Here is a 25,281-nt window from a genome sequence, read left to right as displayed (position 1 = left end):
CGAACGGCCGAAGCTCCGGACAGCTGAACAGTCGCACACCCGGCATCGAACGACTGAAGACGTAACGCTCCCCCTCCGGAGGTATGCATGGCAGCAGGCTTCGACGTGATCGTGCTCGGGCTGGGAGGAATGGGCAGCGCGGCCGCCCGCCATCTGGCGGCCCGGGGGGCACGGGTGCTGGGCCTGGAGCAGTACTCGCCGGTGCACAACCGGGGCTCCAGCCATGGCGGTTCGCGGATCACCCGGCAGTCGTACTTCGAGGATCCGGCGTACGTACCGCTGCTGCTTCGCAGCTACGAGCTGTACGAGCAGCTGGAGCGGGACACCGGCCTTGACGTCGCCATGCTCTGCGGTGGGGTGATGGTCGGTCCGCCCGACAGCCGGACGGTCGCCGGGTCCCTGCGTTCCGCCGAGAAGTGGGGGCTGCCGCACGAACTGCTGGACGCCCGGGAGATCCGACGCCGCTTCCCGACGATGACCCCGACCGACGACGAGGTCGCGCTGTACGAGGACCTGGCCGGGCTGGTGCGGCCGGAGAACACCGTCGCGGCCCATCTGCGACTGGCTGCCCGGGACGGGGCGGAGCTGCGGTTCGAAGAGCCGGTGACGCGCTGGGAGACGCTGCCCGGCGGCCGGGGGGTACGCGTACGGACCGCGCAGGGCACGTACACGGCCGGGCATCTGGTCATCTGCCCCGGTGCCTGGGCGCCGGGGCTGCTCGACGACCTGGGCGTGACGGTCACCGTCGAGCGGCAGGTCATGTACTGGTTCCAGCCGGCGGGCGGCACGCGGCCGTACGAGCCGCAGCGCCACCCGATCTACATCTGGGAGGACGTCCAGGGGGTCCAGGTCTACGGCTTCCCCGCGATCGACGGGCCGGGTGGCGGTGCGAAGGTCGCCTTCTTCCGGCAGGGCGGCACGGTGTGCACCCCGGACACGATCGACCGGACCGTGCATCCGGAGGAGATCGCGGCCATGGCGGGCCAGGTCGCGCCCCATCTCCCGTCCCTGCCGGGAAGCTTCCTCACCGCTTCGACCTGTATGTACAGCAACACCCCCGACGAGCACTTCGTCATCACCCCGCACCCGGCCCACGAGAACACCACAGTGGCCTGCGGATTCTCCGGGCACGGCTTCAAGTTCACACCGGTGGTCGGGGAGATCCTCGCCGACCTCGCGCTCACCGGCTCCACCCACCACCCCATCGAGCTGTTCGATCCCCGCCGGTTCTCCGACGCGTCCGCCTGAGGAGGCTGTCATGACGATGACACCCCCGCCCGTCGCCACACCCGGTCCCAGCCTGGTCAGTACGCTGCCAGGCCGGTCGTACACCGATCCCGAAATCTTCCGGCGCGAGCAGGAGCGGATCTTCGAGACCCGGTGGATCTGCGCGGTGCGCTGCGCCGATCTGCCGAAGCCGGGCGCGTACCGGACGGTACTGGTCGGCCGGGAAAGCGTCCTGATCACCCGCTCCCGGTCGGGCGGGCTGCGGGCTTTCCTCAACGTATGCCGGCACCGGGGCGCCCGGCTGTGCACGGAGGATTCGGGCGAGGTGCGGCGCACGCTGCAATGCCCGTACCACGCCTGGACCTACGACCTGGACGGGCTGCTGATCGCCGCGCCCAATCTGGCGAACATGCCCGACGTCGACCGCGCCGAGCGGGGTCTGCTGACGGTGGCCGTACGGGAGTGGCTCGGCTATGCGTGGGTGTGCCTGGCGGACGAACCGCCGTCGTTCGTGGAGTCGGTCGTCGGGGCGGTCACGGAGCGCCTGGGGGACCCGGCCGCGATCGAGCGGTACGGGGCCGGCGAACTGGCCCTCGGCAGACGGATCTCGTACGACGTGAAGGCGAACTGGAAGCTCATCGTCGAGAACTTCATGGAGTGCTACCACTGCGCGACGATCCACCCCGAACTCACCGATGTGCTGCCGGAGTTCGCGGAGGGTTTTGCCGCCCAGTACTACGTGGGGCACGGGGCCTCGTTCGCCGACGGGGCAGAGGGCTTCACCGTCGACGGGAGCCCCGGCTTCGGCCGGATTCCCAGCCTCGGCGAGGAGCAGGACCGCCGCTACTTCGCGGTGACAGTCCAGCCCCAGGTCTTCGTCAATCTGGTGCCCGACCATGTGATCCTGCACCGCATGTTCCCGCTCGCCCCGGATCGCACCCTGGTGGAGTGCGACTGGCTGTACATGACGGAGGTCGTCGCGTCCGGCGCCGACCTGGAGCGTTCGGTGGAGTTGTTCCACCGGGTCAATCTGCAGGATTTCGCCGCCTGTGAGCGGACCCAGCCCGGCATGGGCTCACGGGCGTACCGCGCCGGCGGGGTGCTCGTGCCCAGCGAGCACCACATCGGCGCGTTCCACCGGTGGGTGGCGGAGGCTATTGCTCCGCCGGTACCGGACGGCGCTTGAACATCCGGGTCGCGGTGATCTCGCCGTGCACCGTCTCGCCGTCCGGGTCGTGCTGTGGCAGGCCGGGCCGCAGGTGCTCCTCGACGCTGATGTACTTCAGACCGGCCCTCAGGTCGGCGTCGTTGCGCAGCCGGATCACGAGCGGGAACTCGGCGAGCGCCGTGGTGTCGAAGAGTCCGGTGGTGTAGAGCAGTTGCACTCCGAGCGCGTCCGAGACGGCCCGTTGCAGCTCCAGCAGGTACGTCGCGTTGGCGCGGCCGATGGGGTTGTCGAGGAACAGCGTGCCGGCGTGCCGGTGTTTGTCGCGCCCCCGGTCGTTGCTGCGGAGGGCGGCCATCGTGCAGTACAGCGCGATGGCCGCGGTGAGCAGCTGGCCTCCGGAGAACACGTCACCCATCTGCCCGACCGGGACGCGCTCGGCACGCAGGACGGCGTCCGGCTTGAGGATCTCGACCGCGATGCCCCGGGGCTCCATTGCTGCCTGGACGCCGCGGAGCAGAAGGGACATCCCGTCCCGGCGGCCCTCTCCGAAGGACGCGGTGCTGTTCTTCTTGACGGCTGCGCGGGTCGCCTCGTCGATGACCTCCCCGAGCCGCTCGGTCAGCGTGGACTGGTCCGGCTCCTCGAACCGGATGCGCAGGAACTCCTGCCCCGACCACTCGCCGAGCCCTTCCGGCAGCTGGGAGAGCCGCTGGGCGGAGCGCAGGGTCGCCAGCGCGGACTCCACCAGTCCGCGCAGCCGGTCGACGATGCTGTCCCGGTTGCGCTCCAGCTGCTCCAGCTCGTCGGTGAGCACGCGCAGCCGGGGGGCGAAGGCCTGTGCCCACTTCGCGGCATGCTCCGGCAGGGACGCCACCGGGAGTTCCCGGATCTGCTGGCGGGCGGGGGTGCGCACCTGCTCGTAGCGGGTGGCGTTGGCATGCCGTACGAGGGTGTCGCTCGCCTCCCGTACGGCCGACTCGGCGGCGGACAGGTCGGCAGCGCAGCCGCGCAGCGACCGGCGCGCCTCGGCGGCCGACTGCCGGGCCTCTTCGAGGGTTCCCGGGTACGGGTCGGGGCCGGCCTCGTCGGCGTCCTGCTGGACTTCCCGAAGCAGGTCGCGCAACAGCGCGGCGGTGTCGTCGAAGCCGCCGGCCGCGTCCTCGGCGGCGCGGTGGGCGTGCAGCAGCTCGGCATGGGCGGCCCTTGCCGCTTCCAGCGCGTCGGTACGGGCCGCCAGTTCCCCGGTGGCCGTCTTCAGCATCGACTGCGCCTGCTCCACATCGGCCGGAACCAGTTCCTCCGGCAGCTCGGTGTGCGTCTCGCCGGCCGGCGGGGCGTGCCGCTCGGCCTCGCCGCGCAGCCGGCCCAACTGCTCGCTGGCAGCGGAGGCACGGGACTCCAGCAGTTGTACGAGGGACTCGGCGCGGGCCGCCGCGGCCTGGCGGGACGGGCCGTCCGCCCCGTCCGTTCCCTCCAGCAACTGGGCGGCGCGGGTACGGACCTTGTTGCTGAGCCGGTCCAGCTCGGCCAGGGCGGCGCTCTCGTCACTCTCGGCGCGGGCCTGTTCGGCGCGCAGGTCGGCGCCGACGCCGACCTTTTCGTACAGCTGAGACGCGGCACGGTAGGCCTCGCGCAGCGCGGGCAGAGCGCTCCGGGGCGCGGAGGCGTCCGCCTTCGGGAGTTGGTCGGGAGCGCCGGCGATCTCGGCGCGCTCGGCCCGCAGCGCACGGGCGGTCCTGCGGGCGTCGTCGGCGGCGCGCTGCGCGCCGCGGCGGTCCTCGTCCGCGGCTCTGGCCCGGTCCAGGCAGACGGCGGCCCGGGCTTCCGACTCGGCTGCCTCGTCGGCCAGTTCCCGTAGCCTGGTCTGCCATCCGGAGCGCTCGCGCAGCCGGAAGGCGAGGCCTGCGAGGGCGTCGGCGGCGCGGCGGGCACGCTGGGCGGTGTCCTGCCGCTCGTCGCGGACCCGGGCGCTGTCGGCGGCTGCCTCGTCGGCCTCGGCTCGGGCGGTGCGGGCCTCGGCCAGCTCGGCCGCGGCGGCGTCCGCGGCCGTCCGCGCGGCGCGCGCGGCCTCGGCGAGTTCGGCGAGCCGGCCCGGCGGGCAGCCGGTGCGCCAGGAGCCGAGCCGGGCGGACAGCGCGCGGTCACCGGCCAGCCGGGCGGCCAGCTCCCGGATCTCCGTGTCGCGGGCGGTCGCCCGTGACCGGAGCGCCCGCCGCTCCTCGTCGGCAGCGTGCTCGTCATGCATGGCCGGGTTCGGCGGTACGAGGAAGACGTCTCCCTCCGCGGCTGCTCCCGGCGCCGGTACGGGGGCCAGCAGCGCGGCGGCCGTGCCGACCGCGACGGCAGAGCGCGGCAGCAGTGCGGCTCCGCCGAGGACTTCGCGGGCGCGGGTGTGCGTGGCGGGGTCGGTGATGACGACACCGTCCACGAGCTCGGGCCGGGCCGCGAGGACGGCGGCGTGGTCGACGGGGTCGACGGACTGGGCGAGGTAGCGCCAGCCGGGGAGCGCGGGGATGCCGTGCTCGCCGAGGTACTCCACCGTGGCGAGTACGTCAGGCCCTGGCGGCAGCAGCCCGCCGTCGCCGAGCGCACCGAGGATGCGGGCATCGTCGGCGGCAGCGGTACGCAGCTCGAACAACTGCCGCTCGGCGGAGGCCACTCGCTCGTCGAGCATCTGCTGGAGGTCGTCGGCAGTCCGGTCCAACGCAACGGCGTCCAGCGGCCCGTCGGCGGCCAGCCGGCCTCCGGTCGAGCGCGCGTCCCGGTGCGCACCGTGCCCGTCCGCCCCACGCCGGCCGGCGTGGGGGGCGGGGCCCTCGCCTCCCCCGGCCTCGCTGCCGGGCGCGTCCGCGTGGGGGTTTTGGCCGCCGGTCGCGGGGCCGTCCGCCGGGTGCCGGCCCGCCGGCCCGCCCGAGGAGCCGGATCCCGTGCCCGAGTCGGGGCCCGTGCCCGAGTCGAGGCCCGTGCCGGAGCCGGAGCCCGTGCCGGAGTCGTCGCCTCGCTGGGCCGCGACGCCGGGCGCCGCCCCTCGGGCGCCTTCGCCCGCCGCGTCGTCGCCACCCCGGCGCGGCTGTGGGACACCGGCGGTCGCCGCAGCGCTCGGCAGGCTCAGCAATTCGGCCAGGCGGTCGTCCGCGGCGATCGATTCGGCCGCACGGAGCTCGGCTTCGTACGCCGCGTCCGCGGACTCCGCCGCGTCCGCCGCGCGCGCCGCCGCGAGTTCGCCGCGGCCCTCGGCGGCGGCCGCCTCCCTGGCCCGGTCGGCCGTCTCCCGCGCCGCCTCGCGGGCCGTGTCCCAGGCCGCGACCGCCGTCTTCTCCGCGTCGCTCGCGGCGAGCGCCGCGCGCGCGGGGTCCGCGTCCGGCGCCGAGTCGTCCAGCCACCCGGCCCGGACCGCTTCGGCTGTCTCCTGGGCGACCTCGTTCAGCCGCTGGCGCAGATGGTCCGCCTCGCTTCGGGCTCGCTGGGCCGCGGTCGCCGCCGCCGTGGCGTCGCGATGGGCGGCTTCCCCCGCCTCCTGCAGCCCGGCGGAACGCGCCTCCTCCTCGTTGGCGACGCGCTCGCCGTCCTCCGCCGCGGTGTGCAGCGCCCGTACGAGCTCGCCGGCGGCCGTGGCCCGGGCGGCCAGCGCCGGTGCCGCGTCCCGTTCGGCCTCACGGATCGCCACCGCGACACGCGCGGACCGGTCGGCCGCGGCCCGGTGGCGCAGCACCGCTTCGGCAGCCTGCCAGGCCGAGTACAGCGTGCGGGCCTCGACAAGTTCGCGGCGTTGCGCGGCGGCGGCCTTCTCGGCGACTGTGAGCGCCAGGGAGGCGTGCCGGTAGGCGAGTTCGGCGGCGATCAGCGAGCTGCGCCGACGGCCGTTCTCCGCCTCGGTCACGGTGTGCGCGGCGGCTGTGACCTGCTGGGCGAGATGGGCTGCCCGGCCGCGCTCCTCCGCGCCTCGTGCGGAGAGCCGCCGGGCGAGTGTCCGGGTCCGCCGCTCCGCTCCCGCGTGTACGTCACGGGCGCGCCCCCTAGCGTCCGCGGCTTCGACGATCCGGCCCAGCAGGTCGACCGAACCGGCGGTGAAGTCCCGCTCCGCGGTCAGCTCGGAGCGGCGTCCCAGTTTGTTGCCGAAGCCGTGCACCAGGTCGGCGAGACCGTCCGTGTCGCGGGTGTCGGTGACCGCGCGCAGCAGGAGGTCGGTGAAGTCGGAGTCCTTCTTCACGGCGAACAGTCCCGCCGCTTCGCCCTCGTCGGCGTTCATCTCCCGCTGGTAGCGGAACAGTTCGGGGTCCAGGCCCAAGTCGCCGAGGTGCTCGTTCCAGCGGTCGTGGATCTCCTCCCAGTACACGTCGAGGTGCGGGTACGCCTTGCCCGCCTCGGTGACGACGTCCCGGAAGCCCTTCATGGTGCGGCGCCGGCCCTGCGCGCCCGACACGCCCTCGGCGGCCGGTCGCATCGCCGAGGATTCGGCGACCGGCAGCGAGTCCAGGCTGAGGCCGGGCCCGGGCCGGAACGAGTACCAGGCCTCGGCGAACTTGCGCGGGTCGTTGGAGACTTGCCGGCCCCGCCACTCGCTGACCTTGCCCACGACGACGCATTCGCCGGTCAGGGTGTGCTGCCATTCCAGCGCGACATGCCCGCAGTCGTCCGCGAGGAGGAACTTGCGCAGCACGCCGGAGCTGGCGCCTCCCAGCGTGTTGCGGTGTCCGGGCAGCATCACCGAGAAGATCAGCTTCAGCAGTACGGATTTCCCGCCGCCGTTCTCCAGGAAGAGCACGCCCGCGGGGGCGGGCCGGCGCGGCGGACCGGTCGGCTCCTCCTCGAAGAACTCCGCCTGCGTGGGGGCCGGGTGGGGCACCGGCTCGCCGACTCCGCGCAGGTCGAGCACGGTGTCGGCGTAGCGCGCACCGGCGGGCCCGATGGAGTAGAGGCGGATCCGGGACAGCTCGTACATGGCGGCGGACTCTCGTGGTTGGCAGGAGGCGTACGGGATCAGTGAGTGATCAGGTGTGGAAGGGCAGGCCGGCGTCGGCGGCCAGTTCGAGGTCGTCGGCATCGGGCGGCGGCAGCAGAGTCGCGGTGCCGTCGGTCACGGGCACCACGCCCAGTTCCAGCAGCTCGGCCATCGCGGCGCTGCCCGCCATGTCACGGACCTGCAACTGATAGCGGGCGGTGGTGCGGTACGCGCCTCCGGCGTCGTCGCCGGTGCGCTGCAGGAAGCCGGAGTCGGTGAGGAAGGCGACGGCCTTTCCGACGATGCCCGTCGTGGATCCGGCCAGCCTCCGGGCGTCCTTGGTCGCGCCGGTGGCGCTGCGCCGGGAGTAGACCCGCCAGGCGGCTTCGAGTCCGGGCGCGTCCGACGTGGGGTCGGTGTTCTCGCCCTGCTCTTCGGCGCGTTCCTCGAGACGGCGGCAGGCCTGCCGTACGAACGCGTCGACGCCGTTGACGGTGATCCGGCCGATGTAGCCGTCGTCGGCGAGGTCCTCCGGGCGTGGGAAGGCCAGGGCGGCGACGGCCAGGTGGGCCAGGCCGTGCAGGAAGCGGTCGGCCGAGTCGGCGGTGGTACGGCGGGCGTAGTCGCCCATGCGTACGGCGAAGACGGAGTCCTCGTCGGCGGCGACGGCCATACCCGCGCGCGGCGAGACCTCCAGGACGACGAGTCCGAGGCCGGCGGCGACGGCGTCGGCGATCCGCGCGAACGGGGAGTCCTCGCGGTAGCGGCGGAGCAGCTCGGCGTACTCGGCGTCGCGGGCGGGCAGGAGCTTCGGCTGCAGACCGAAGGCGACGAGCCGCGCCGCGTCGGCGGCGTCGGCGGGTGTGAGAGGGACGGCGCCGGCCGGTGCGGCCGCACCACCGGGGTCGCGCTCGCTCCACGCGCCGTGGCCTGCGTGGTCGTCGTTCACTGCTGCTGCTCCTTGTTGCGAATGCGGGAGGGTACGGAAGGACGCGTAGCAACCGGGTGTCCCGCGCGCCCGCCGGGCACAGCGGACGGCCGTCGAGGTTCGAACGTCCGCCGGCGGCGGGAGCGCGCGGCGCTCACGCCGCCTCCGTCCGGTCCGCGGCCATGCCGGCGGAGTCCAGCAGTGCCGTACCGACGATGAGATCGGCTCCGCCGAATTCCGGGTCGTCCAGTTCCGTGCCGTCGTCGACGGCGAACACGAGCCGCTCCTCCCCCTGCCGGTACGCGGTACCGACCGGCGGGCTCGCGGCGTGGACCGCCAACAGCGCGACCAGATAGGGCAGATCGGGGTCGCGGCGGCGGGCCTCGGCGAGCAGTCCGGAGAGCCGGCGCGGCGCGTCGTACGGCAGGTCGAGCAGCACCATGGCGCTCGCCAGCTGCTCCTCGGTGAACCGGCTGTCGTCGGGTGTGGCGATCAGATCGGGCTCCGGCATCTCGGCGCCGAGATGCTCCCGCTCCATGGGCGGCGTGAGCAGTATGTCGACGAGATCGCCGACCCGGACGGCGACGGGCGTGCGCAGCCCCGTGCCGCGGGCGAAGAACGCGTCGGTGACCCGGATCGCCCGCTCCACGGGCAGCGGAAGCACCGGCGCGACGAGCTGCCCGTACAGGTCGAGTCCGGAGCGGCCGGCGGGTGCCGCGAAGGCCTGCCGGTCCTGTTCGGCGCGGAACAGGGGGCCGGCATCCAGCAGCCGCGACTGAAGCTGCGTATGGCGGCGGATGCAGTCCTTGACTATGTCGACGAGCTCGGCGGCACGCCGCTTGTGCTCCGCGGTCTTCGGGTCGGAACCGGTCTCGGCCTCGTCCCGCGCCTTGCGGATGTTGGTGAGGATCGCGTTCTCGTGGCGGTAGCGGTCCGCCACGTGGTCGAGCGCCTCGGCGATCATGTCGGGAACGGTGTTGAGCCAGTCGACGGCGCGGACGTTGCGCCGGGTCGCGTCGAGTGTCCTGCGGAGCGTCTCGGCGTACTGCACGGTCCGGTAGCGGGCCTGCTCGGCGGCGAGCTGGGCGTCGGCCAGCCTGCCGCGGCTGATCAGTACTTCGAGCTTGACCTCGGCGGCGATCTGCGCGCTGGTGACATCGGTGTCCAGAGCGCCGACGAGGACGTTGACCGCCTCGTCGGTGGTGCGCAGGTACACACTGCCGCCGTACCCGGGCACCTCCTCGATCAGCTTGAAGTCGTAGTCCCGCCGCACGTACGCGCCGTCGGGGCCGAAAGTGCCGTAGACCGCCCGGAAGCCCCGGTCGACACTGCCGACGTTGATCAGGTTCTCCAGGACCCACCGGGCGACCCGCTCGTGCTCGGCGGCCGGGCGGCGCGGCGCCTGGGCGGCGACGCGCGGGAGCAGCCGGGCCACTATCTGCTCGTGGTCGGCGCCGGTGTCGAAGTCCATGTTCAGCGTGACCAGGTCGATGGCGGCGAGCGCGATCTCCGCCATGGCGTAGACCGAGTACTCGCCCGCGAGGTTCGCTTTGCGCACGTCCAGGTCGTGCAGCGGCGCGGTGCACGCGAGCGCGCGGAGCCGCCGGGCCAGGCCTTCGTCGGCAGCCGGGCCCGGCGCCGGTGAGGGAACGGTCTTCGCCGGGGCAGGAAAGGTCACGACGGCAAGATTAGGCGGTCGCACTGACAACGACCCAAACGGCACGGATGAGCCGGTACGGCCGGTACGGCCGCTACGGGCGGTTGAGGGCCGGGCCGCCTCTCCCGCCGCCCGCCGCTGTCATACGCTCACCGCATGGCACCGACGATCGATCTCAACGCCGACCTCGGGGAAGGCTTCGGCCGCTGGGCGCTCACCGACGACGAGGCCCTGCTGTCCGTGGTGACCAGCGCCAACGTCGCCTGCGGCTTCCACGCCGGAGACCCGTCCATCATGCGCCGCGTGTGCGAGACCGCCGCCCGCAACGGAGTGCGGATCGGCGCCCAGGTGTCCTACCGGGATCTGGCGGGCTTCGGACGGCGCGCAATGGATGTTCCGCCGGACGAGCTGGCCGACGAAGTGGCTTACCAGATCGGCGCGTTGGAGGTCTTCGCCCGGGCCGCCGGTTCCCGCGTCGCGTATGTGAAGCCGCACGGCGCGCTGTACAACCGTACGGTGCACGACGAGGGCCAGGCCTGCGCGGTCGTGGAGGGCGTGCGGCTGGCCGGCTCGGATCTGCCGGTGCTGGGTCTGCCCGGTTCCCACCTGCTGACCGCGGCGGAGAAGGCGGGGCTGACGCCGGTCACCGAGGCGTTCGCCGACCGGGCGTACACCGCGCAGGGCACGCTGGTGCCCCGCCGTGAGCCCGGCGCGGTGCTGCGCGACCCGGAGGCGGTGGTGGCCCGGGCCCTGTCCATGGCACGCGACCGGGCGGTGACCGCGATCACCGGTGAGCCGCTGATCGTCCTGGCCCGGTCGTTGTGCCTGCACGGTGACACCCCGGGCGCGGCCGGCCTGGCGCAGCGGGTGCGCCGTGAACTCCTCGGTGCCGGTGTGACGTTGGCCCCCTTCGCATGAGCGGCGGAATGCGGGCCCTGCCCGTGGGCGCGCACGCGCTGCTCATCGAGGTGGGCTCGGCCGGGGAGGCCGAGGCCCTGCACGCCGAGCTGCTGCGCCGCCGGGCCGCCGAAGAGCTGCCCGCCGTACAAGAGATCGTGCCGGCCGCCCGGACCGTGCTGCTGGACGGGCTGGCCGATCCGCGCTCCCTGGCCGCACAGGTCACGAGCTGGTCGGTCCCCCCGCTCGCGCCCTCGGCGGGCCCCGAGATCACGGTTCCGGTGCGGTACGACGGCCCGGATCTGGCGGAGGTCGCCGCGCTGTGGGGCGTACCGGTGGCCGAGGTCCCGCGCGTAGTGGGCGGAGTCTCCTTCCGGGTGGCCTTCTGCGGCTTCGCGCCCGGCTTCGGCTACTTGACCGGGCTGCCCGAGCGCTTCCACGTACCCCGCCGGTCCACTCCGCGCACGGCCGTCCCGGCAGGTGCACTGGGCCTGGCCGGCGAGTACGCGGGCGTCTATCCGCGCTCCTCGCCCGGGGGATGGCAGCTGATCGGCTCGACAGACGTGGTGCTGTGGGATCCGGCCCGGGAGCCGGCCGCGCTGCTCTCGCCGGGCGGCCGGGTGCGCTTCACCGAGGCGGCGGCGGAGGGCGGCGGCCGATGAGCCTGGAGGTCGTGAGCCTGGAGGTAGTACGGCCCGGTGCCCTGACCACGGTTCAGGACCTGGGCCGCCCCGGGTACGCGCATCTGGGCGTGCCCCGGTCCGGGGCCCTCGATCCGTACGCCCACCGTCTGGCGAACCGGCTGGCCGGGAACCCGCCCGACGCCGCTGCTCTGGAGACCACGGTCGACGGCACAGCCGTGCGGGCCAGCACCGATGTCACGGCGGCCGTGACAGGGGCTCCGTGTCCGGTACGCGTGGACGGTCGCCCGGCTCCCTGGGGCGCGGCCGTACGTGTGCCCGCCGGGGCCGTGCTGGAGGTGGGCCGGGCCGTCAGCGGCGTACGCAGTTATGTCGCCTTCCGCGGCGGCATCGACGTACCCCCCGTGCTCGGCAGCCGGTCGACGGACCTGCTGTCCGGGCTCGGCCCGGGGCCTCTCGCCGCCGGTGGCACGCTGCCCCTGGGCACCCCTCGAGGTCCTTCCACCGGCGCCGACGCGATCCCTGTGCCCGCGCCTCCGGCAGAGCTCGTACTGCCCCTGCTTCTGGGCCCGCGCCACGACTGGTTCACCGCGGCGGCGCTGGCCGGTCTGGCCCGTGCCGTGTACCGGGTCTCCTCCTTGAGCAACCGCGTCGGCCTGCGTACCGAGGGCCCCGCCCTGGCCCGTGCGAAGAGCGGCGAACTGCCCAGCGAGGGCATGGTGCTGGGCGCGGTTCAGGTGCCGCCGGACGGCCTGCCCGTGGTCTTCCTAGCCGATCACCCGGTCACCGGCGGCTACCCGGTGATCGGTGTGGTGGCGGAGGCCCACCTGCCCGCCGCCGCCCAGGCCGTACCGGGCACGCGGGTGGTCTTCGTACCGGTACGGCGCGGCTGACCGGACGCTCCGGCCCGGCGGACCGGCCCACCCGCGCTCGGCCCGTACCCGACCGTCCCGCTCGGCCCGCCGCAATCCCGCGTCGGCATGGCCATCAGGCCGCACCCGCCTCGGCCGAAGCCGGCGCCGGCAGCGCCGCCAGGGCCGCCGCCACCGCGTGCGAGGCGCCCAGGTCCAGCCGGGCGCTGGTGCCGCGGGCCCGGTGCTGCACCTCCTCGGCCGCGAGCCGCAGGAGCTGCGGCAGCAGATCGGTGCAGCGGCGCGCCACCCATCCGGTGCCGGCGGTGGCCAGCCACAGCACGCTCGCGGACCGGGTGGGGGCGGGCTGCTCCGGTTCGCGGCCGGGCGCGGGCCCCGACGTGCGCCCCGCCGCCGCGAGCAGGGCGTGGAAACGGGCCGCGAGCACCCGGTGTCCGCGCTCTCCGGGATGCAGCCGGTCGGCACTCCACATCGCCCGGTCGGTGACCCAGTCGCCCTCGGCGGCGTGCAGGTGGATCGCTCCGTACCGCTCGGAGAGCACGTGGACGACGGCGTTGACGGCGCGCTGCCGCCTGGCCAGCGGGCGGGCGAGCGCGCCGGGCACCCCCAGCATGGTGCCCGGGTCGGGCAGACACGCGGTCAGCAGGAGGGCACCGCCCTCCGTGAGCGCCGCGCACACCGCGTCGAGGCGCCCTGCCACCTCATGGATGTCGAAGGTGCAGCGCAGGGTGTCGTTCACCCCGACCACCACGGAGGCGAGTCCGGGACGGAAGGCGAGAGCGGCGGGCAGCTGCTTCTCCAGGACGTCACGGGTCTGGGCCCCGCTGACCGCGAAGTTGCGGAACTCGACCGCGTTTCCGGCACCTTCCCCCTCCTCCCCCTCTCCCCCGTCTCCTCTCGGCACGAGCCCGTCCGCGAGCAGCGACGCCCAGCCGCGCAGGCCGCTGCCGACCGGATCACCCACACCCTCGGTGAGCGAGTCCCCGAGCGCGGCGAACCGCACAGCCCCGTAGCGGCCCGTCATGCCGCCACCTCCGGTGCCTGCACGGCGCGGAACCGTACCGGCGCGTCGTGGGCGGCGAGGAACGCCTCGACGGCGGCGTCCCACCCGTACCGCTCGGCCCGGGCCCGTGCTGCCCGGCGACGCGTCCCCTCGGGCCGCGCGAGGAGGACCTGCACGGCGTCGGCGAACGGTTCACCGCCGTCCGCGGCGGCCAGTCCCGCCGCGCCGAGGATCTCGGGCAGCGCGGAGGACGCGCTGGCCACCACGGGTGTACCGCAGGCCATCGCCTCGAGTGCCGCCAGCCCGAAGGTCTCGACGGGGCCGGGGGCCAGGCACACGTCGGCGGAGGCCTGGAGGGCGGCCAGCCCGTCCCGCCCGGCCACATGCCCGAGGAAGCGGACGGGCAGCCTTTGCGCCCGTGCCCGCTGTTCGAGGCGGCCGCGCAGCGGGCCGTCCCCGGCGACCACGAGCACGGCGCGCACGCCCCGCCCGCGCAGAGCCGCCACGGCGTCCAGTGCCGTACCGGGCCGCTTCTCCACGGAAAGCCGGGAGGCCAGCAGCAGCAGCACCTCGTCGGGACGGGCGTGCCGGGCGCGCAGCAGGGGACTGTGCCGTTCGGGATGGCAGCGTTCCAGGTCGACGCCGAGTGGGGCGCGTACGACATTGCGCGCGCCGATCCGGACGAACTCGCGCTCCGCCCACTCGGTGGTGCACACCACCGTGGAGAACGCCTTCGCGGTACGGGAGTTCAGCCCGTCGGCTGCCCGGCGCGCGGCCCGCTCCGGCAGTCCCCAGGACCGCAGGACGCCGTCCGCGGTCTCGTGGGAGACCATCGCGGCCGGGACCCTGGCCCGGCGGGCCCACTCGCCCGTCCAGCGCAGCGTCGTCCGGTCGGACACCTCCAGCCTGTCGGGTGACAGCCCGCCGAGCAGCCGTGCCACCCGCCGGCGGTCGGCCAGCACGCGGTAGCCGCCCGTCCCGGGCAGCAGCGGGCCGGGCAGGGTGATGACCCGGCCCTGTGCGGTCTGCCGGTCGTCCTCCCGGTCGCCCGGGACGATCAGTACGGGCTCGTGTCCTGCCGCCCGGTACCCGGCACCCAGTTGCCGGAGCGCCGTACGCAGTCCGCCCGAGGCCGGGGTGACGAAGTTCGCCAGCCGCACGATCCGCAGCGGCGCGGACGAGGCGCTCATGCCGCCACCGCCGCACGCTCGCCCAGTACCTCGGCGTAGTGGTCGAGCAGCTGGTCGCCGACGGCATCCCAGGTGCGGCCCTCGACCGCGGCCCGGCCGGCCCGCCCGTACGCGGCGCGCAGGGCGGGGTCGGCCGCCAGGGTCCGTACCGCCGCGCTCACGGCGTCCGCGTCGCGCGGCGGGACCAGCAGGCCGGTGCGCCCGTGGTCGACCAGGTCGAGCGGCCCGCCGGCGGCCGGGGCGACCACCGGCACCCCGCTCGCCATGGCCTCCTGCACGGTCTGGCAGAAGGTCTCGTACGGGCCGGTGTGCGCGAACACGTCCAGGGAGGCGAAGATCCGGGCGAGTTCGCTTCCGGTCCGCCGCCCGAGGAAGTGTGCGCCGGGCAGCGCGGCGCGCAGTCCGGGGGCACTGGGCCCGTCGCCGACCACCACCACCTTCACGCCGTCCAGCGCGCAGACGCCCGAGAGCAGTTCCACCTGCTTCTCGGGTGCCAGCCGCCCGACGTACCCGACGAGCAGCTCGCCGCCGGGCGCGAGTTCCCGGCGCAGCCCTTCGTCGCGCAGCTCGGGCCGGAAGCGGACGGTGTCGACACCACGCCGCCACAGCCGGACCCGCGGAACGCCGTGCTGCTCCAGGTCGCGCAGGGCGGCCGTGGACGGCGCCAGGGTGCGGTCGGCGGCGGTGTGCACGGCGCGCAGGCGCCGCCAGGCGGTGGCTTCGCCGGCTCCCATGTACGTACGTGCGTAGCCGGCCAGGTCGGTCTGGTACACGGCGACGGCCGGGACGCCGAGTCGTGCTGCGGCCGCCATGCCGCGCACGCCGAGCACGAACGGCCCGGCGAGGTGGACGATCTCGGCCCGGTGGGCGGTGAGCGCGGCGGCCACCCGCCGGCTCGGCAGGGCGACGCGCACTTGCGGATAGCCGGGCAGCGGCAGGGACGGCACCCGAACCACCGGGCACGGCTCCGTGCCTTGGGCGGGGGCCCCGGCCGCGGCGGCCGGGGCTATGACGAGCGGATCATGACCGCGCCGGGCGAGGTGCCGGGCGGTCTGCAGGGCGCAGTGGGCCACGCCGTTGACATCGGGCGGGAAGGACTCAGTGACGATGACGACACGCATACCCGTGTTGTCGTCGTGCGGGGAGTTGCTGTGCCAACGAGGATCTTTCCTCGCGTGGAACGTCCCATGAGCGTTTCCGTCTCACCCGCCTGCCAGGGGGTGCCGTCCGGCCGCGGTGCGTCACTTGGCGGCGGCGTCCGGCCCTATCCGCATCCGTACCGCGGTCTGCACCTCGGCCTCCTCGGCCGGGTCCGAGGCGAGCCGCCTGAGCTGCTCGACCACCCGGGCGTCGCCCGTCTCCGCGTGCCGGGCGGCCACCTCTCTGGTGGTCTCCTCGCAGTCCCACAGGCATTCCACGGCGAAGCCCGCGGCGAAGGTGGGGTCGGTGGCGGCCAGTGCGCGGGCCGCACGGCCGCGCAGATGCGAGGAGGCGGTCTCCCGGTACACGTGGCGCAGTACGGGAGCGGCGCAGCCGATGGAGAGCCGGCCCGCCCCGTCGACGAGGCTCCACAGGCAGGGGGCGTCCGGGCCCTCGGCGCGTACGGTCCTGCGCAGTGCGCCGAGGACGAGTCCGGCGTCCTTGCTCCCGCCGCGCGCGGCGAGCAGCGCGGCCGCCTCGGCGCCGAGCGTATCGGGGCGGTTGGCCCAGGCGCGGGCCCTTTCCACGGCGGCGGGGCTGTGCATCCGGCCGAACGCCGTGACGGCGGCCTGGACGACGTGGTCCGAGGCGGCGACGGCGGCCGCCCCGATCAGGTCGAGCACCTCGGGGTCCTGCTGTTCCGCGAGGTAGCGCAGCGCGGTGGCACGGGCGCCGTCGGGCCCGCTGCGGGCGGCCTCGACGATCCGCGCGCGGTCCTCGGGGCCCGCGACGGCGGTGAGGCAGCGCGCTCCCGGTACGTGCAGGTGGTGCGCGGGCCGGCGTTCGAGGCCCTCCTGCGCCCAGTCCAGTACGGCCTGGACGCTCCAGCCGGGCCGGGGCCCGGCCGAGTTCAGCTGTCGCTGCCAGCGGTCGAAGGAGCCCTGTTCCTGCGCAGCCCGGATCCGGGCTGCGAGCACCGTCTCCCGCGTGTCCTCGGCCCACAGCCGCCATGGCCTGGGCTCGAAGGCGTCCCGGACGGCGGCGGCCAGCTCGGCCTCGCCCTGCGGGGTCGCGGGGAACCTGGAGAGGACCGGCCCGGCCAGGGAGCGCAGCCCGGCGTCGTCGTCGCGCAGCGCCAGCTCGTCCAGGGCCCATGCCCAGTTCGCACCGGTCGCGGCGTAACGGCGGAGCAGCGCCATGGCGTCGTCGCGACCGTACGACGCGAGGTGGCCCAGCACCGCGAGCGCGAGGCCGGTGCGGTTTTCGTCGGCGTCGATGAGGTCGTCGACGTGGAAGAGGTGCTGCTCGATCTCGCCGAGTCCGCCGTCGAGATCGAGGTAGAGCCGGGCGTAGTAGAGGGAGCGGTTCTCGACCTGCCAGTCGTGGCGGGGGTCGCTGAGCACGCAGTGGTTCAGAGCCGCGAGAGCATCGGTCCGCGGCGCGGCGAGCGCGTGAAGTGTTCCGTCGCCGCGGCCCCTCTGCAGGAGGCCGAGCAGGGTGCCGCTCGGCGCTATGACTGGTTCGAACATGGAAAATGCCTCACATCAAGCTGTCGACGCAACCGGGGATTCCGCATTACCTGGCCGCGTAACAACATGTCGGGCCGCCCGCCGTCTTCTGCCTGGTGTAGGCCATCTTCCTCTGCCTCTCGTCGGTGGCCCGGAACGGGCCCTGTTCGCGATCACTTCGGTTCGGCGTCTTCTGCCCGTACCGCGTGTTCGTGAATCCGACGTCATGATGACCCAGTCATTTCGCCACCGCGACCACATTTACGGCAGGCCGCCCGGGACGGACCCTCACCGCTCCCCGAAAAGCTCCAGCAGTTCGGTCTTGGCGAACATGCGTGCCGTGTCCACGGCGGACGGCGTGCCCGACCTCGGGTCCGCACCACCCTCGAGAAGGGCCCGGACGACCTCTTCCCCGCCCTTGAACACCGCTCCGGCCAGTGGGGTCTGCCCGCGGTCGTTGGCCCGGTCCGCGTCGGCGCCGCGCGCCAGCAGGGCTGCCACGGCGGGCGCGTGGCCGTGGTAGGCGGCGAGCATCACCAGGGAGTCACCCCGGTCGTTGGTGAGGTTCACCGGAACGCCCGCGTCCACGTAGGCCGCGAGCGCTTCGGCGTCGCCCTGGCGAGCAAGATCGAAGATCTTGGTCGCCAGCTCGACCACCTCGGGGTCCGGGGCTTCGCTCATCGGGACGTACCACCTTCCACTGCTGCGACCTGGGGAGAGCCGGGGTGCGTACGACACTGAAGCCGTACGGGTGAATCGTCAGCGTACTGCCCTCCTCCCGAAATGGCCCCGGCCGGCCGAGTCAAAGATCACGTCGGACGCGTTTGGCCAGCCGGATACCCCCGGTCAAGTGAAATGGCCGGAAATTCACCCGATTGCACCTTTTGTCGCATAGATACTTCCTGTGAGCCTGGAACACCTCATGGTGACTGTCCCCTCAACCAGGAGAACCTCATGATCCTGTCTATCTCAGGTGTGGTGCTGCTCGGAATCATCGCCTTCCTGTTCTGCCGCAAGTGCGGACTCAAGGCCTCACACGCCCTGGTCTGCGCACTCTTCGGCTTCTATCTGGCCGGTACCGCCATCGCACCGAGCATTTCGGCCGGCGGCGCCAGCCTCGCCAGTCTGCTGGGCGGGATCAAGCTCTGACCGCCCGCTCCGCCGCCCACCACAACTCCAGGAGACATACGTGGCCAGGCGACCACTCCCCCGCATTCTCAGCAGCGGCAGCGCCTCCATCGCTCGCAGCCGCGAGTTCGCGCGCACGGCCGCCGACAGCGCCACGGACGTCCTCCATCCGCTCATCACCATCAGTCGCGGTCTGCGCCGGCTGGCATCCGCCGGGCGGCGCAGATGGGCCGCGACACCCAAGGACCGGCGTGGTCCCGCGCTGCTCCTGGGCGCGGGCTGCGCCCTGGTCGTCGCACTCATTCCGTACGGACCGCTGCTCGCCCTCATCTCGGTGATGGCGGCGGCCGCCTGGAAAGGACGCAACCGCGCGGCCGTGAAGACCGGGCCCGACGAAGCGGAGAAGGAACGGCTCCAGGCCTTGTACGAGGCGCTGGTTCCTTACTTCTCCGTGCCGGAGGACCCAGCTCCCCTGTTCACCCACGGCGGGGAGTGGAGCAGGGCTTTCAGCGAGCCCGCGTTCGACGAGGCCGGCCGGCTCACCCGGCTGCGGATCCGGTATCCGGCGTACTTCACCGACGGCGAGGCCGCCTGCCGGGCCCGGATCGAGCAGGTGCTGCACTCCAAATCCGGCCGTGGCCGCGAGTACCTCTTCGAATGGGACGAGGAGTGCAACCAGCTCGACCTGAGCGTGCTGGCGGCGCTGCCGACGGGCATCGCCGCTCAGCGCTTCGTAACCACTGCCGGCGAGATCGTTCTCGGCTTCACCGACCCGGGCGCCGTGCCAAGGACCGTCCCCGTGGCCAAGGGCGAGGGCGACGGAACCCATGACGTACCTCCCGTCGTCTGGCGCACGGGAGCCCGCTCCACCGAGCCGCACCTGCTGGCCGTCGGCCGGCCGGGCAGCGGCACCACCACCCTCATCCGCTCGATCGCGCTGCAGGCCCTCGAACACGGCGACGTCCTCGTCGTCGACGGCAGCGGCACGGGCGAGTACGCGTGCCTGACCGGGCGCCGGGGCGTGCTGGCCGTCGAATGCGGGCTGGCCGGCGCGCTGGCCACTCTCGAATGGGCCGCCCATGAGACCGAGCGGCGTCTGATCGCAGCGAACCGGGCCCGCCAGGCGGGCCTGCCCGCACCCGAGGACACCCGGCGGCCGCTGTGGATCCTGCTCGACCGCCCCAGCGTGCTCGGACACCTGGCGGCGGCTGACGGGCGGGCCGAACCGCAGGATCTGCTCCGCGTACCGCTGCGGCACGGCCGGACGGTCAATGTCACGGTCGCCGTGGCCGACCAGTTCGAGAGCATGGAAATGATCGGCGACACCGTGCTCTCCCACACCCGCGCCCGGGTCGTGCTCGGTCCGGTGACCGTGAAAGAGGTCGCCTCGGTGCTCGGCGCGCCGCCGCACACCACGCCGACGCAGGACGTCCCGCCCGGTCGCGGATACGCGAGGCTCGGTACGGGCCCCGTACACCGCCTCCAGGTGCCGGCCACGCCGGATCCCTACGACGACGCGACGAGCGAGCCGCACCGCCGGGCGGTGCTCGACCTGCTCCCGGAGCACCAGGTTCCGCCGGACGCCGAGACCGACGTCGAGACCGGGGAGGAAGCCGAAGCCGACGGCAGTCCGGAGCCCGTCGCCGAGACGGACGCCGAAGCCGATGGCAGTCCGGAACCTGTCGCCGAGACGGACGCCGAAGCCGGCGTCACCGCCCGGAAGCCGGCCCCGGTACCGGCGGAGGGCTGAGGAACGGCGGCCCGTGCGGCGTCCACGCCGGAATGGGGGCCGCCCAGGGCCGCCCGTTCAGGCCACCGTCCGCGCGTCGTCTAGGCCACGAAGGTCCGGGGGGCTTCGGTGCCCGTCGTGGCTCCCGTTTCCACCAGCCCCGCGGCCGCCGCCAGTCGGGCGGCCGCCTCCTCCGCCAGGGGTCCGCCGACGGTGAACGGGAGCCGGACGTAACCCTCGAACGCACCGTCGACACCGAAGCGCGGACCGGACGGCACCCGTACCCCGACGCGTTCACCGGCCTCGGCGATGCGTGAGCCGGAGAGCCCACCGGTGCGCACCCAGAGGGTCAGCCCTCCGCGCGGTACGTCGAACTCCCAGTCCGGCAGTTCCTTGCGGACCGCCGCGACCAGGGCTTCACAGTTCTCCCGCGCCTGTGTCCGGCGGATCTCGAGGGCCGACTCCCAGCCGCCGGTGTGCATCAGCCAGTTGACGGCGAGCTGTTCGAGGACCGGCGTACCCAGGTCCGCGTACGCGCGTGCCGCCACCAGGCTGCGGATCACGTCGGGCGCCGCGCGCACCCAGCCGATCCGCATGCCGGCCCAGAAGGCCTTGCTCGCGGAGCCGACTGTGAGCACCGTGCTGCCCGCCGGGTCGAACGCGCAGACCGGGCGCGGCATGACCATGGCCGGATCGAGGTGCAGTTCGGACATGGTCTCGTCGACGACCAGCACGGTGCCCGCCGAGCGCGCGGCCTGGACGAGCTGCCTGCGCTGGTCCTCGTCGGCCAGGGCGCCGGTCGGATTGTGGAAGTCGGCCACGACATAGGCGAGCCGGGGCGCGGCATCGCGCAGCACCTCGCGCCAGACAGGCAGGTCCCAGCCGGCCAGCCCGTCCGCCATGGCGACAGGCACGAGCCGGGCCCCCGCCGCCCGCATGAGCTGCAGGATGTTCGCGTAAGAGGGGGACTCCACGGCGATGCGCTCACCGCGGCCCGCGAAGAGGTGACAGATGGCATCGATGGCGCCCATCGCACCGGTGGTGACCATGATCTGTTCGGGCATGGTGGGGATGCCGCGTGCCGTGTACCGGTCGGCGATCGTCCGGCGCAGCGCCGGCAGCCCCGCCGGGTAGTCGCCATGGGTGTGGGCGTACGGCGGCAGCTCCTCCAGCGCGCCCTGCACGGCCCGGGTCAGCCACGGCTCCGGCGCGGGCAGTGCGGCGCAGCCGAGGTCGATCATCGAGCCGAGCGACTCGGGCGGCAGTGGCTCCAGCCCCCGCGCGGGCAGCGGGTTGCCGGCCGGGACCGCGGTCCAGCTGCCGGCTCCCCTGCGGGACTCGAGGAAGCCCTCGGTACGCAGGGCCTCATAAGCGGCGGCCACGGTGGTGCGGCTTACGGCGAGCGCCACGGCCAGTTCCCGTTCGGCGGGGAGCCGGGCGGCGACCGGGACACGGCCCTCGAGGACGAGCAGCCGGATGCCGTCGGCGAGGGAGCGGTAGGCGGGCGGGCGGCGGGCGCCCGGTCCGGCCGGGCGGGCTTGCTGCGAGGTGAGCAGCCGGCCGAGTTGCGCCGCGCCGACGGCCGAAGTCCACTGAGCCATGATTCCAGTCCACCTTCCCCGAATTGGCCATGGATGGCATCTCTTTCCAAGCCACAGAGTGTCACGGACCGGGCCACTACCACCACAGGGGGCGCACCTTGACCCGTCGGCTGCTGTATCTCTACCTCGGACTGGCGCTGTACGGCGTGAGCTCCGCGCTCCTCGTACGCGCCGGGCTCGGCCTGGAACCGTGGGGTGTGCTGCACCAGGGCCTGGCCGAGCGGACCGGCCTGACCATCGGCGTGGTCTCGATCATCGTGGGCGCCGTGGTGCTGCTGCTGTGGATACCGATCCGCCAGCGGCCGGGCCTCGGGACGGTCTCCAACGTGTTCGTGATCGGGATCGCCATGGACGGGACCCTCGCCGTGGTCCCGGCCGCCGGGTCCCTCTCGGTGGGCATTCCGCTGATGGCCGCCGCCATCGTCCTCAACGGCGTGGCCACCGGCCTCTACATCTCCGCCCGCTTCGGCCCCGGCCCGCGCGACGGCCTGATGACGGGCCTGCACCGGACGACCGGCCGGTCGATCCGCCTGGTGCGCACCGGCATCGAGGTGGCCGTGGTGGCGACCGGTTTCGTCCTCGGCGGGTCGGTCGGCGTTGGCACGGTCCTCTACGCGGTGGCGATCGGTCCCCTCGCGCAGATCTTCCTGCGCGTGTTCGCCATTCAGGAGGCGGACACCGTCAGCCCCGTGGTCGCCGGGCGGAAACCCGGACGCGCGATACTGCCCAGGTGACACACGTACGCCATCCCTATCTGCACCACCCGGGCCCCATCCCCTTCGCGCACCGGGGAGGGGCGGCGGACGGCCTGGAGAACACCGCGGCCGCGTTCCTGCGTGCCGACCGAGCGGGCTACCGCTACTTCGAGACCGATGTCCATGCCACCGCCGACGGGAAGCTCGTGGCCTTCCACGACCCGACGCTTGACCGGGTGACCGACGCCCGGGGCCGGATTTCGGCGCTGCCCTGGAGCGAGGTGCGGCGGGCGAGGGTGGCCGGGCAGGAGCCGCTTCCCCTTTTCGAGGAACTCCTCGAAGCCTTCCCCGAGGCCCGCTGGAACGTCGACATCAAGGCCGAGCCGGCCCTCGTACCCCTGGTGGAACTGATCCGCAGGACCGGAGCGTGGGACCGGGTGTGCGTCGGTTCGTTCTCCGAGAGCCGGGCGGCCAGGGCTTACCGCATCGCCGGCCCGCGGCTCGCCACGTCGTACGGCGTCCGGGGCGTCCTGGGCCTGCGGCTGAGGTCGTACGCGATCCCGGCAGCTCTGCGCGCCGGCGCCGTGGCCGCGCAGGTTCCGGAGTTCCAGTCCGGCATCCGCGTGGTCGACCGCCGGTTCGTCGAGACCGCGCATGCCCGCGGGCTGCAGGTCCACGTGTGGACGGTCAACGAGGCGGATCGGATGGCAGCGCTCCTGGACCTGGGCGTGGATGGCATCATGACCGACCAGATCGAACTCCTGCGCACGGTACTGACCGAGCGGGGGGCCTGGAGCTGAACGCCGCGCCGCCGTCACCGGTGCCGGACGGGGACGAGCAAGGGGGCGCGGGTGAGCGCGGAGACCGCGGACGGGACCGACGCGACGGCGGAAGCCGCCGGGCGCAGACGTGAGCAGCACGGCTGGTACTTCTACGACTTCGCGTGCTCCGTCTACTCCACGAGCGTCCTCACGGTGTTCCTGGGGCCGTACCTGACGGAAGTGGCCAAGGCCGCGGCCGACTCGGACGGCTTCGTCCACCCGCTGGGGATCCCGCTGCGGGCCGGGTCGTTCTTCGCGTACTCGGTGTCCGCATCGGTGATCCTCGCTGTGCTGATCATGCCCCTGGTGGGCGCGATGGCCGACCGCACGGGCCGCAAGAAGCCGCTGCTCGCGGCGGCCGCGTATGTGGGCGCGGCCGCGACGGCGGGCATGTTCTTCCTGGACGGTCACCGCTATCTGCTGGGCGGCTTCCTGCTGGTCGTCGCCAACGCGTCGCTGGCGGTCTCGATGGTGTTGTACAACGCCTATCTGCCGCAGATCGCCGAGCCGGACGAGCGCGACTCGGTCTCCTCGCGCGGCTGGGCGTTCGGCTACACGTCGGGCGCCCTGGTGCTCGTGCTCAATCTGGTCCTGTTCCAGGGCCATGACTGGTTCGGCATCTCGGAGGGCACGGCCGTACGGATCTGCCTGGCCTCGGCAGGCGTCTGGTGGGGTGCCTTCACGGTGATCCCACTGCGGCGGCTGCGAGACCGGGCGGTGGCCCGCGACGGCGGTCCGGTCCCGGTCGGCCAGGGCTGGCGGCAGCTGATCGCCACGCTGAAGGACATGCGGCGCCACCCGCTGACGCTGTCGTTCCTGCTCGCCTATCTCGTCTACAACGACGGGGTGCAGACGGTGATCTCCCAGGCCTCGGTGTACGGGTCCGAGGAGCTGGGCCTGGAGCAGTCCACACTCATCGTGGCCGTGCTGCTGGTGCAGGTGCTGGCGGTGGCGGGCGCGCTGGGGATGGGCCGGCTGGCCCGCACGTACGGCGCGAAGCGCACGATTCTCGGTTCGCTCGCCGCCTGGACGCTGACCCTGGCGGCCGGATACTTCCTGCCCGCCGGGGCACCTGTGTGGTTCTTCGTCCTGGCCGCGGCGATCGGGCTGGTGCTGGGCGGCAGCCAGGCGCTGTCCCGTTCGCTGTTCTCGCACCTGGTCCCGCGCGGCAAGGAGGCCGAGTACTTCTCCGCGTACGAGATGAGCGATCGCGGCATGAGCTGGCTCGGGCCCCTGGTCTTCGGTCTGACGTACCAGGTCACGGGCAGCTACCGGGACGCGATCATCTCGCTCGTGATCTTCTTCGCGCTGGGATTCGTCCTGCTCGCCCGGGTCCCGGTCAGGCGTGCGGTGGAGGCCGCGGGCAACCCCGTACCGGACCGGATTTAGACCTCGAAGTGAAAGGCCGGTAGTGTACGCCTTTGACCTGCCAGGCGGACCGTTACTGCACGCCAAAGAAGTGGAAACGCCGGGTGACATCTGCTGCCAGATGTGACAAACCAGGCACTGGTGGGTACTCCAACCCTTGCAAATGCAGCGGCACGACGGGCGACGCATGACCCGGAACGGGAATCTTTACCGCCGACCGGACGTTGACCGGATGACGACGACAGCGACACCTGTCCTGTGGGCGACAAGCCCGGGAGGCACGATTCATGAGTGAGCGAGCTCTCCGCGGTACGCGCCTCGTGGTTACCAGCTACGAGACGGACCGCGGCATCGATCTGGCCCCGCGCCAGGCGGTGGAGTACGCATGCCAGAACGGACATCGATTCGAGATGCCGTTCTCGGTAGAGGCGGAGATTCCGCCGGAGTGGGAGTGCAAGGCGTGCGGCGCCCAGGCACTCCTTGTGGACGGCGACGGGCCTGAGGAGAAGAAGGGCAAGCCCGCGCGTACGCACTGGGACATGCTCATGGAGCGGCGTACCCGCGAGGAGCTCGAGGAGGTGCTGGCCGAGAGGCTGGCCGTTCTCCGCTCCGGTGCCATGAACATTGCCGTGCATCCGCGGGACAGCCGCAAGTCCGCGTAACGCCACGGCGTTCGCGTACGCACCGCATCAACTGAACAGAAGCAAGAGCCGCGGGGGGGGGGCCCCCCCCCCGGCGCCCCCCCGCCGGGCGCGGGGGGGGGCAG

The 25,281-nt window shown here is 73.3% G+C and carries 20 protein-coding genes; 11 read left to right on the top strand and 9 right to left on the bottom strand.

The window, feature by feature from the left end:
• The first annotated feature begins 87 nt into the window (after nucleotides 1-87).
• Together solA and AB0M62_RS30310 are read left to right on the top strand one after the other, a co-directional pair.
• Nucleotides 88-1,248 carry an N-methyl-L-tryptophan oxidase gene (gene solA / locus AB0M62_RS30315; RefSeq protein WP_366077528.1) on the top strand — a complete coding sequence of 387 codons (1,161 nt, stop codon included), beginning with the start codon at nucleotides 88-90 and terminating at the stop codon, nucleotides 1,246-1,248.
• A 10-nt stretch (nucleotides 1,249-1,258) separates the two neighbouring features.
• On the top strand, nucleotides 1,259-2,413 hold the full coding sequence (locus AB0M62_RS30310) for an aromatic ring-hydroxylating dioxygenase subunit alpha (protein ID WP_366077527.1): 1,155 nt from the start codon (nucleotides 1,259-1,261) through the stop codon (nucleotides 2,411-2,413).
• On the opposite strand, the gene AB0M62_RS30305 is transcribed toward AB0M62_RS30310, so the two are convergent.
• The 3 genes from AB0M62_RS30305 to AB0M62_RS30295 form a co-directional block, all read right to left on the bottom strand.
• Nucleotides 2,382-7,337, bottom strand: a complete 4,956-nt coding sequence (locus AB0M62_RS30305; RefSeq protein WP_366077526.1) for a hypothetical protein — start codon at nucleotides 7,335-7,337, stop codon at nucleotides 2,382-2,384. The genes AB0M62_RS30310 and AB0M62_RS30305 overlap by 32 nt on opposite strands.
• A 49-nt stretch (nucleotides 7,338-7,386) precedes the next feature.
• Entirely contained in the window at nucleotides 7,387-8,286 is a 900-nt protein-coding gene (locus tag AB0M62_RS30300; protein WP_366077525.1) for a hypothetical protein, read from the bottom strand.
• A gap of 133 nt (nucleotides 8,287-8,419) precedes the next feature.
• A complete protein-coding gene (locus AB0M62_RS30295) occupies nucleotides 8,420-9,943 on the bottom strand; it encodes a hypothetical protein (protein ID WP_366077524.1) in 1,524 nt (507 codons plus the stop codon).
• A gap of 135 nt (nucleotides 9,944-10,078) precedes the next feature.
• Here AB0M62_RS30295 and AB0M62_RS30290 point away from each other — a divergent pair, with 135 nt between their 5' ends.
• The 3 genes from AB0M62_RS30290 to AB0M62_RS30280 are packed head-to-tail and all read left to right on the top strand — an operon-like array spanning nucleotide 10,079 to nucleotide 12,353.
• Nucleotides 10,079-10,840, top strand: a complete 762-nt coding sequence (locus AB0M62_RS30290; RefSeq protein ID WP_366077523.1) for a 5-oxoprolinase subunit PxpA — start codon at nucleotides 10,079-10,081, stop codon at nucleotides 10,838-10,840.
• Between the two features lie 8 nt (nucleotides 10,841-10,848).
• Entirely contained in the window at nucleotides 10,849-11,481 is a 633-nt protein-coding gene (locus AB0M62_RS30285) for an allophanate hydrolase subunit 1 (protein WP_366077549.1), read from the top strand.
• 2 nt (nucleotides 11,482-11,483) lie between these two features.
• Entirely contained in the window at nucleotides 11,484-12,353 is an 870-nt protein-coding gene (locus AB0M62_RS30280; RefSeq protein WP_366077548.1) for a biotin-dependent carboxyltransferase family protein, read from the top strand.
• Between the two features lie 94 nt (nucleotides 12,354-12,447).
• Here AB0M62_RS30280 and AB0M62_RS30275 read toward each other — a convergent pair whose 3' ends face one another.
• The 5 genes from AB0M62_RS30275 to AB0M62_RS30255 all read right to left on the bottom strand — a co-directional run bounded on the left by AB0M62_RS30275 (nucleotide 12,448) and on the right by AB0M62_RS30255 (nucleotide 17,854).
• Nucleotides 12,448-13,356, bottom strand: a complete 909-nt coding sequence (locus AB0M62_RS30275) for an SGNH/GDSL hydrolase family protein (protein WP_366077522.1) — start codon at nucleotides 13,354-13,356, stop codon at nucleotides 12,448-12,450.
• Nucleotides 13,353-14,525, bottom strand: coding sequence for a glycosyltransferase (locus AB0M62_RS30270; protein ID WP_366077521.1), 1,173 nt, complete (start codon nucleotides 14,523-14,525; stop codon nucleotides 13,353-13,355). Before AB0M62_RS30270 ends, AB0M62_RS30275 begins: the two co-directional genes overlap by 4 nt.
• Nucleotides 14,522-15,646, bottom strand: coding sequence for a glycosyltransferase family 1 protein (locus tag AB0M62_RS30265; protein ID WP_366077520.1), 1,125 nt, complete (start codon nucleotides 15,644-15,646; stop codon nucleotides 14,522-14,524). Before AB0M62_RS30265 ends, AB0M62_RS30270 begins: the two co-directional genes overlap by 4 nt.
• Nucleotides 15,647-15,766: 120 nt before the next feature.
• A complete protein-coding gene (locus AB0M62_RS30260) occupies nucleotides 15,767-17,194 on the bottom strand; it encodes a HEAT repeat domain-containing protein (RefSeq protein ID WP_366077519.1) in 1,428 nt (475 codons plus the stop codon).
• A gap of 267 nt (nucleotides 17,195-17,461) precedes the next feature.
• Nucleotides 17,462-17,854, bottom strand: a complete 393-nt coding sequence (locus AB0M62_RS30255; RefSeq protein ID WP_366077518.1) for an ankyrin repeat domain-containing protein — start codon at nucleotides 17,852-17,854, stop codon at nucleotides 17,462-17,464.
• 273 nt (nucleotides 17,855-18,127) lie between these two features.
• Between AB0M62_RS30255 and AB0M62_RS30250 the strand changes: the two genes are divergently transcribed.
• Together AB0M62_RS30250 and AB0M62_RS30245 are read left to right on the top strand one after the other, a co-directional pair.
• Nucleotides 18,128-18,322, top strand: a complete 195-nt coding sequence (locus AB0M62_RS30250; RefSeq protein WP_366077517.1) for a hypothetical protein — start codon at nucleotides 18,128-18,130, stop codon at nucleotides 18,320-18,322.
• A gap of 40 nt (nucleotides 18,323-18,362) precedes the next feature.
• Complete coding sequence (locus tag AB0M62_RS30245; RefSeq protein WP_366077516.1) at nucleotides 18,363-20,051, top strand: hypothetical protein; 1,689 nt, start codon at nucleotides 18,363-18,365, stop codon at nucleotides 20,049-20,051.
• 80 nt (nucleotides 20,052-20,131) lie between these two features.
• On the opposite strand, the gene AB0M62_RS30240 is transcribed toward AB0M62_RS30245, so the two are convergent.
• Nucleotides 20,132-21,631 (bottom strand): PLP-dependent aminotransferase family protein, encoded by a 1,500-nt coding sequence (locus AB0M62_RS30240; RefSeq protein ID WP_366077515.1) that lies wholly within the window; start codon nucleotides 21,629-21,631, stop codon nucleotides 20,132-20,134.
• Nucleotides 21,632-21,660: 29 nt separating this feature from the next.
• Between AB0M62_RS30240 and AB0M62_RS30235 the strand changes: the two genes are divergently transcribed.
• The 4 genes from AB0M62_RS30235 (at nucleotide 21,661) to AB0M62_RS30220 (ending at nucleotide 25,177) form a co-directional block, all read left to right on the top strand.
• Nucleotides 21,661-22,365: a hypothetical protein gene (locus AB0M62_RS30235; RefSeq protein ID WP_366077514.1), complete on the top strand. Its 705-nt coding sequence runs from the start codon at nucleotides 21,661-21,663 to the stop codon at nucleotides 22,363-22,365.
• Nucleotides 22,362-23,126, top strand: a complete 765-nt coding sequence (locus tag AB0M62_RS30230) for a glycerophosphodiester phosphodiesterase (RefSeq protein ID WP_366077513.1) — start codon at nucleotides 22,362-22,364, stop codon at nucleotides 23,124-23,126. The genes AB0M62_RS30235 and AB0M62_RS30230 overlap by 4 nt, the downstream gene beginning before the upstream one ends.
• A gap of 51 nt (nucleotides 23,127-23,177) precedes the next feature.
• Nucleotides 23,178-24,536 (top strand): MFS transporter, encoded by a 1,359-nt coding sequence (locus tag AB0M62_RS30225; RefSeq protein ID WP_366077512.1) that lies wholly within the window; start codon nucleotides 23,178-23,180, stop codon nucleotides 24,534-24,536.
• Nucleotides 24,537-24,802: 266 nt separating this feature from the next.
• A complete protein-coding gene (locus AB0M62_RS30220) occupies nucleotides 24,803-25,177 on the top strand; it encodes an RNA polymerase-binding protein RbpA (protein ID WP_003959706.1) in 375 nt (124 codons plus the stop codon).
• Nucleotides 25,178-25,281 lie beyond the last annotated feature (104 nt).

The sequence above is a fragment of the Streptomyces sp. NPDC051219 genome, assembly GCF_040682335.1.
Lineage (GTDB): Bacteria > Actinomycetota > Actinomycetes > Streptomycetales > Streptomycetaceae > Streptomyces.
The sequence above is the reverse complement of the archived record's forward strand: the minus strand, read 5'-3'. Positions and strand labels throughout refer to the sequence as shown.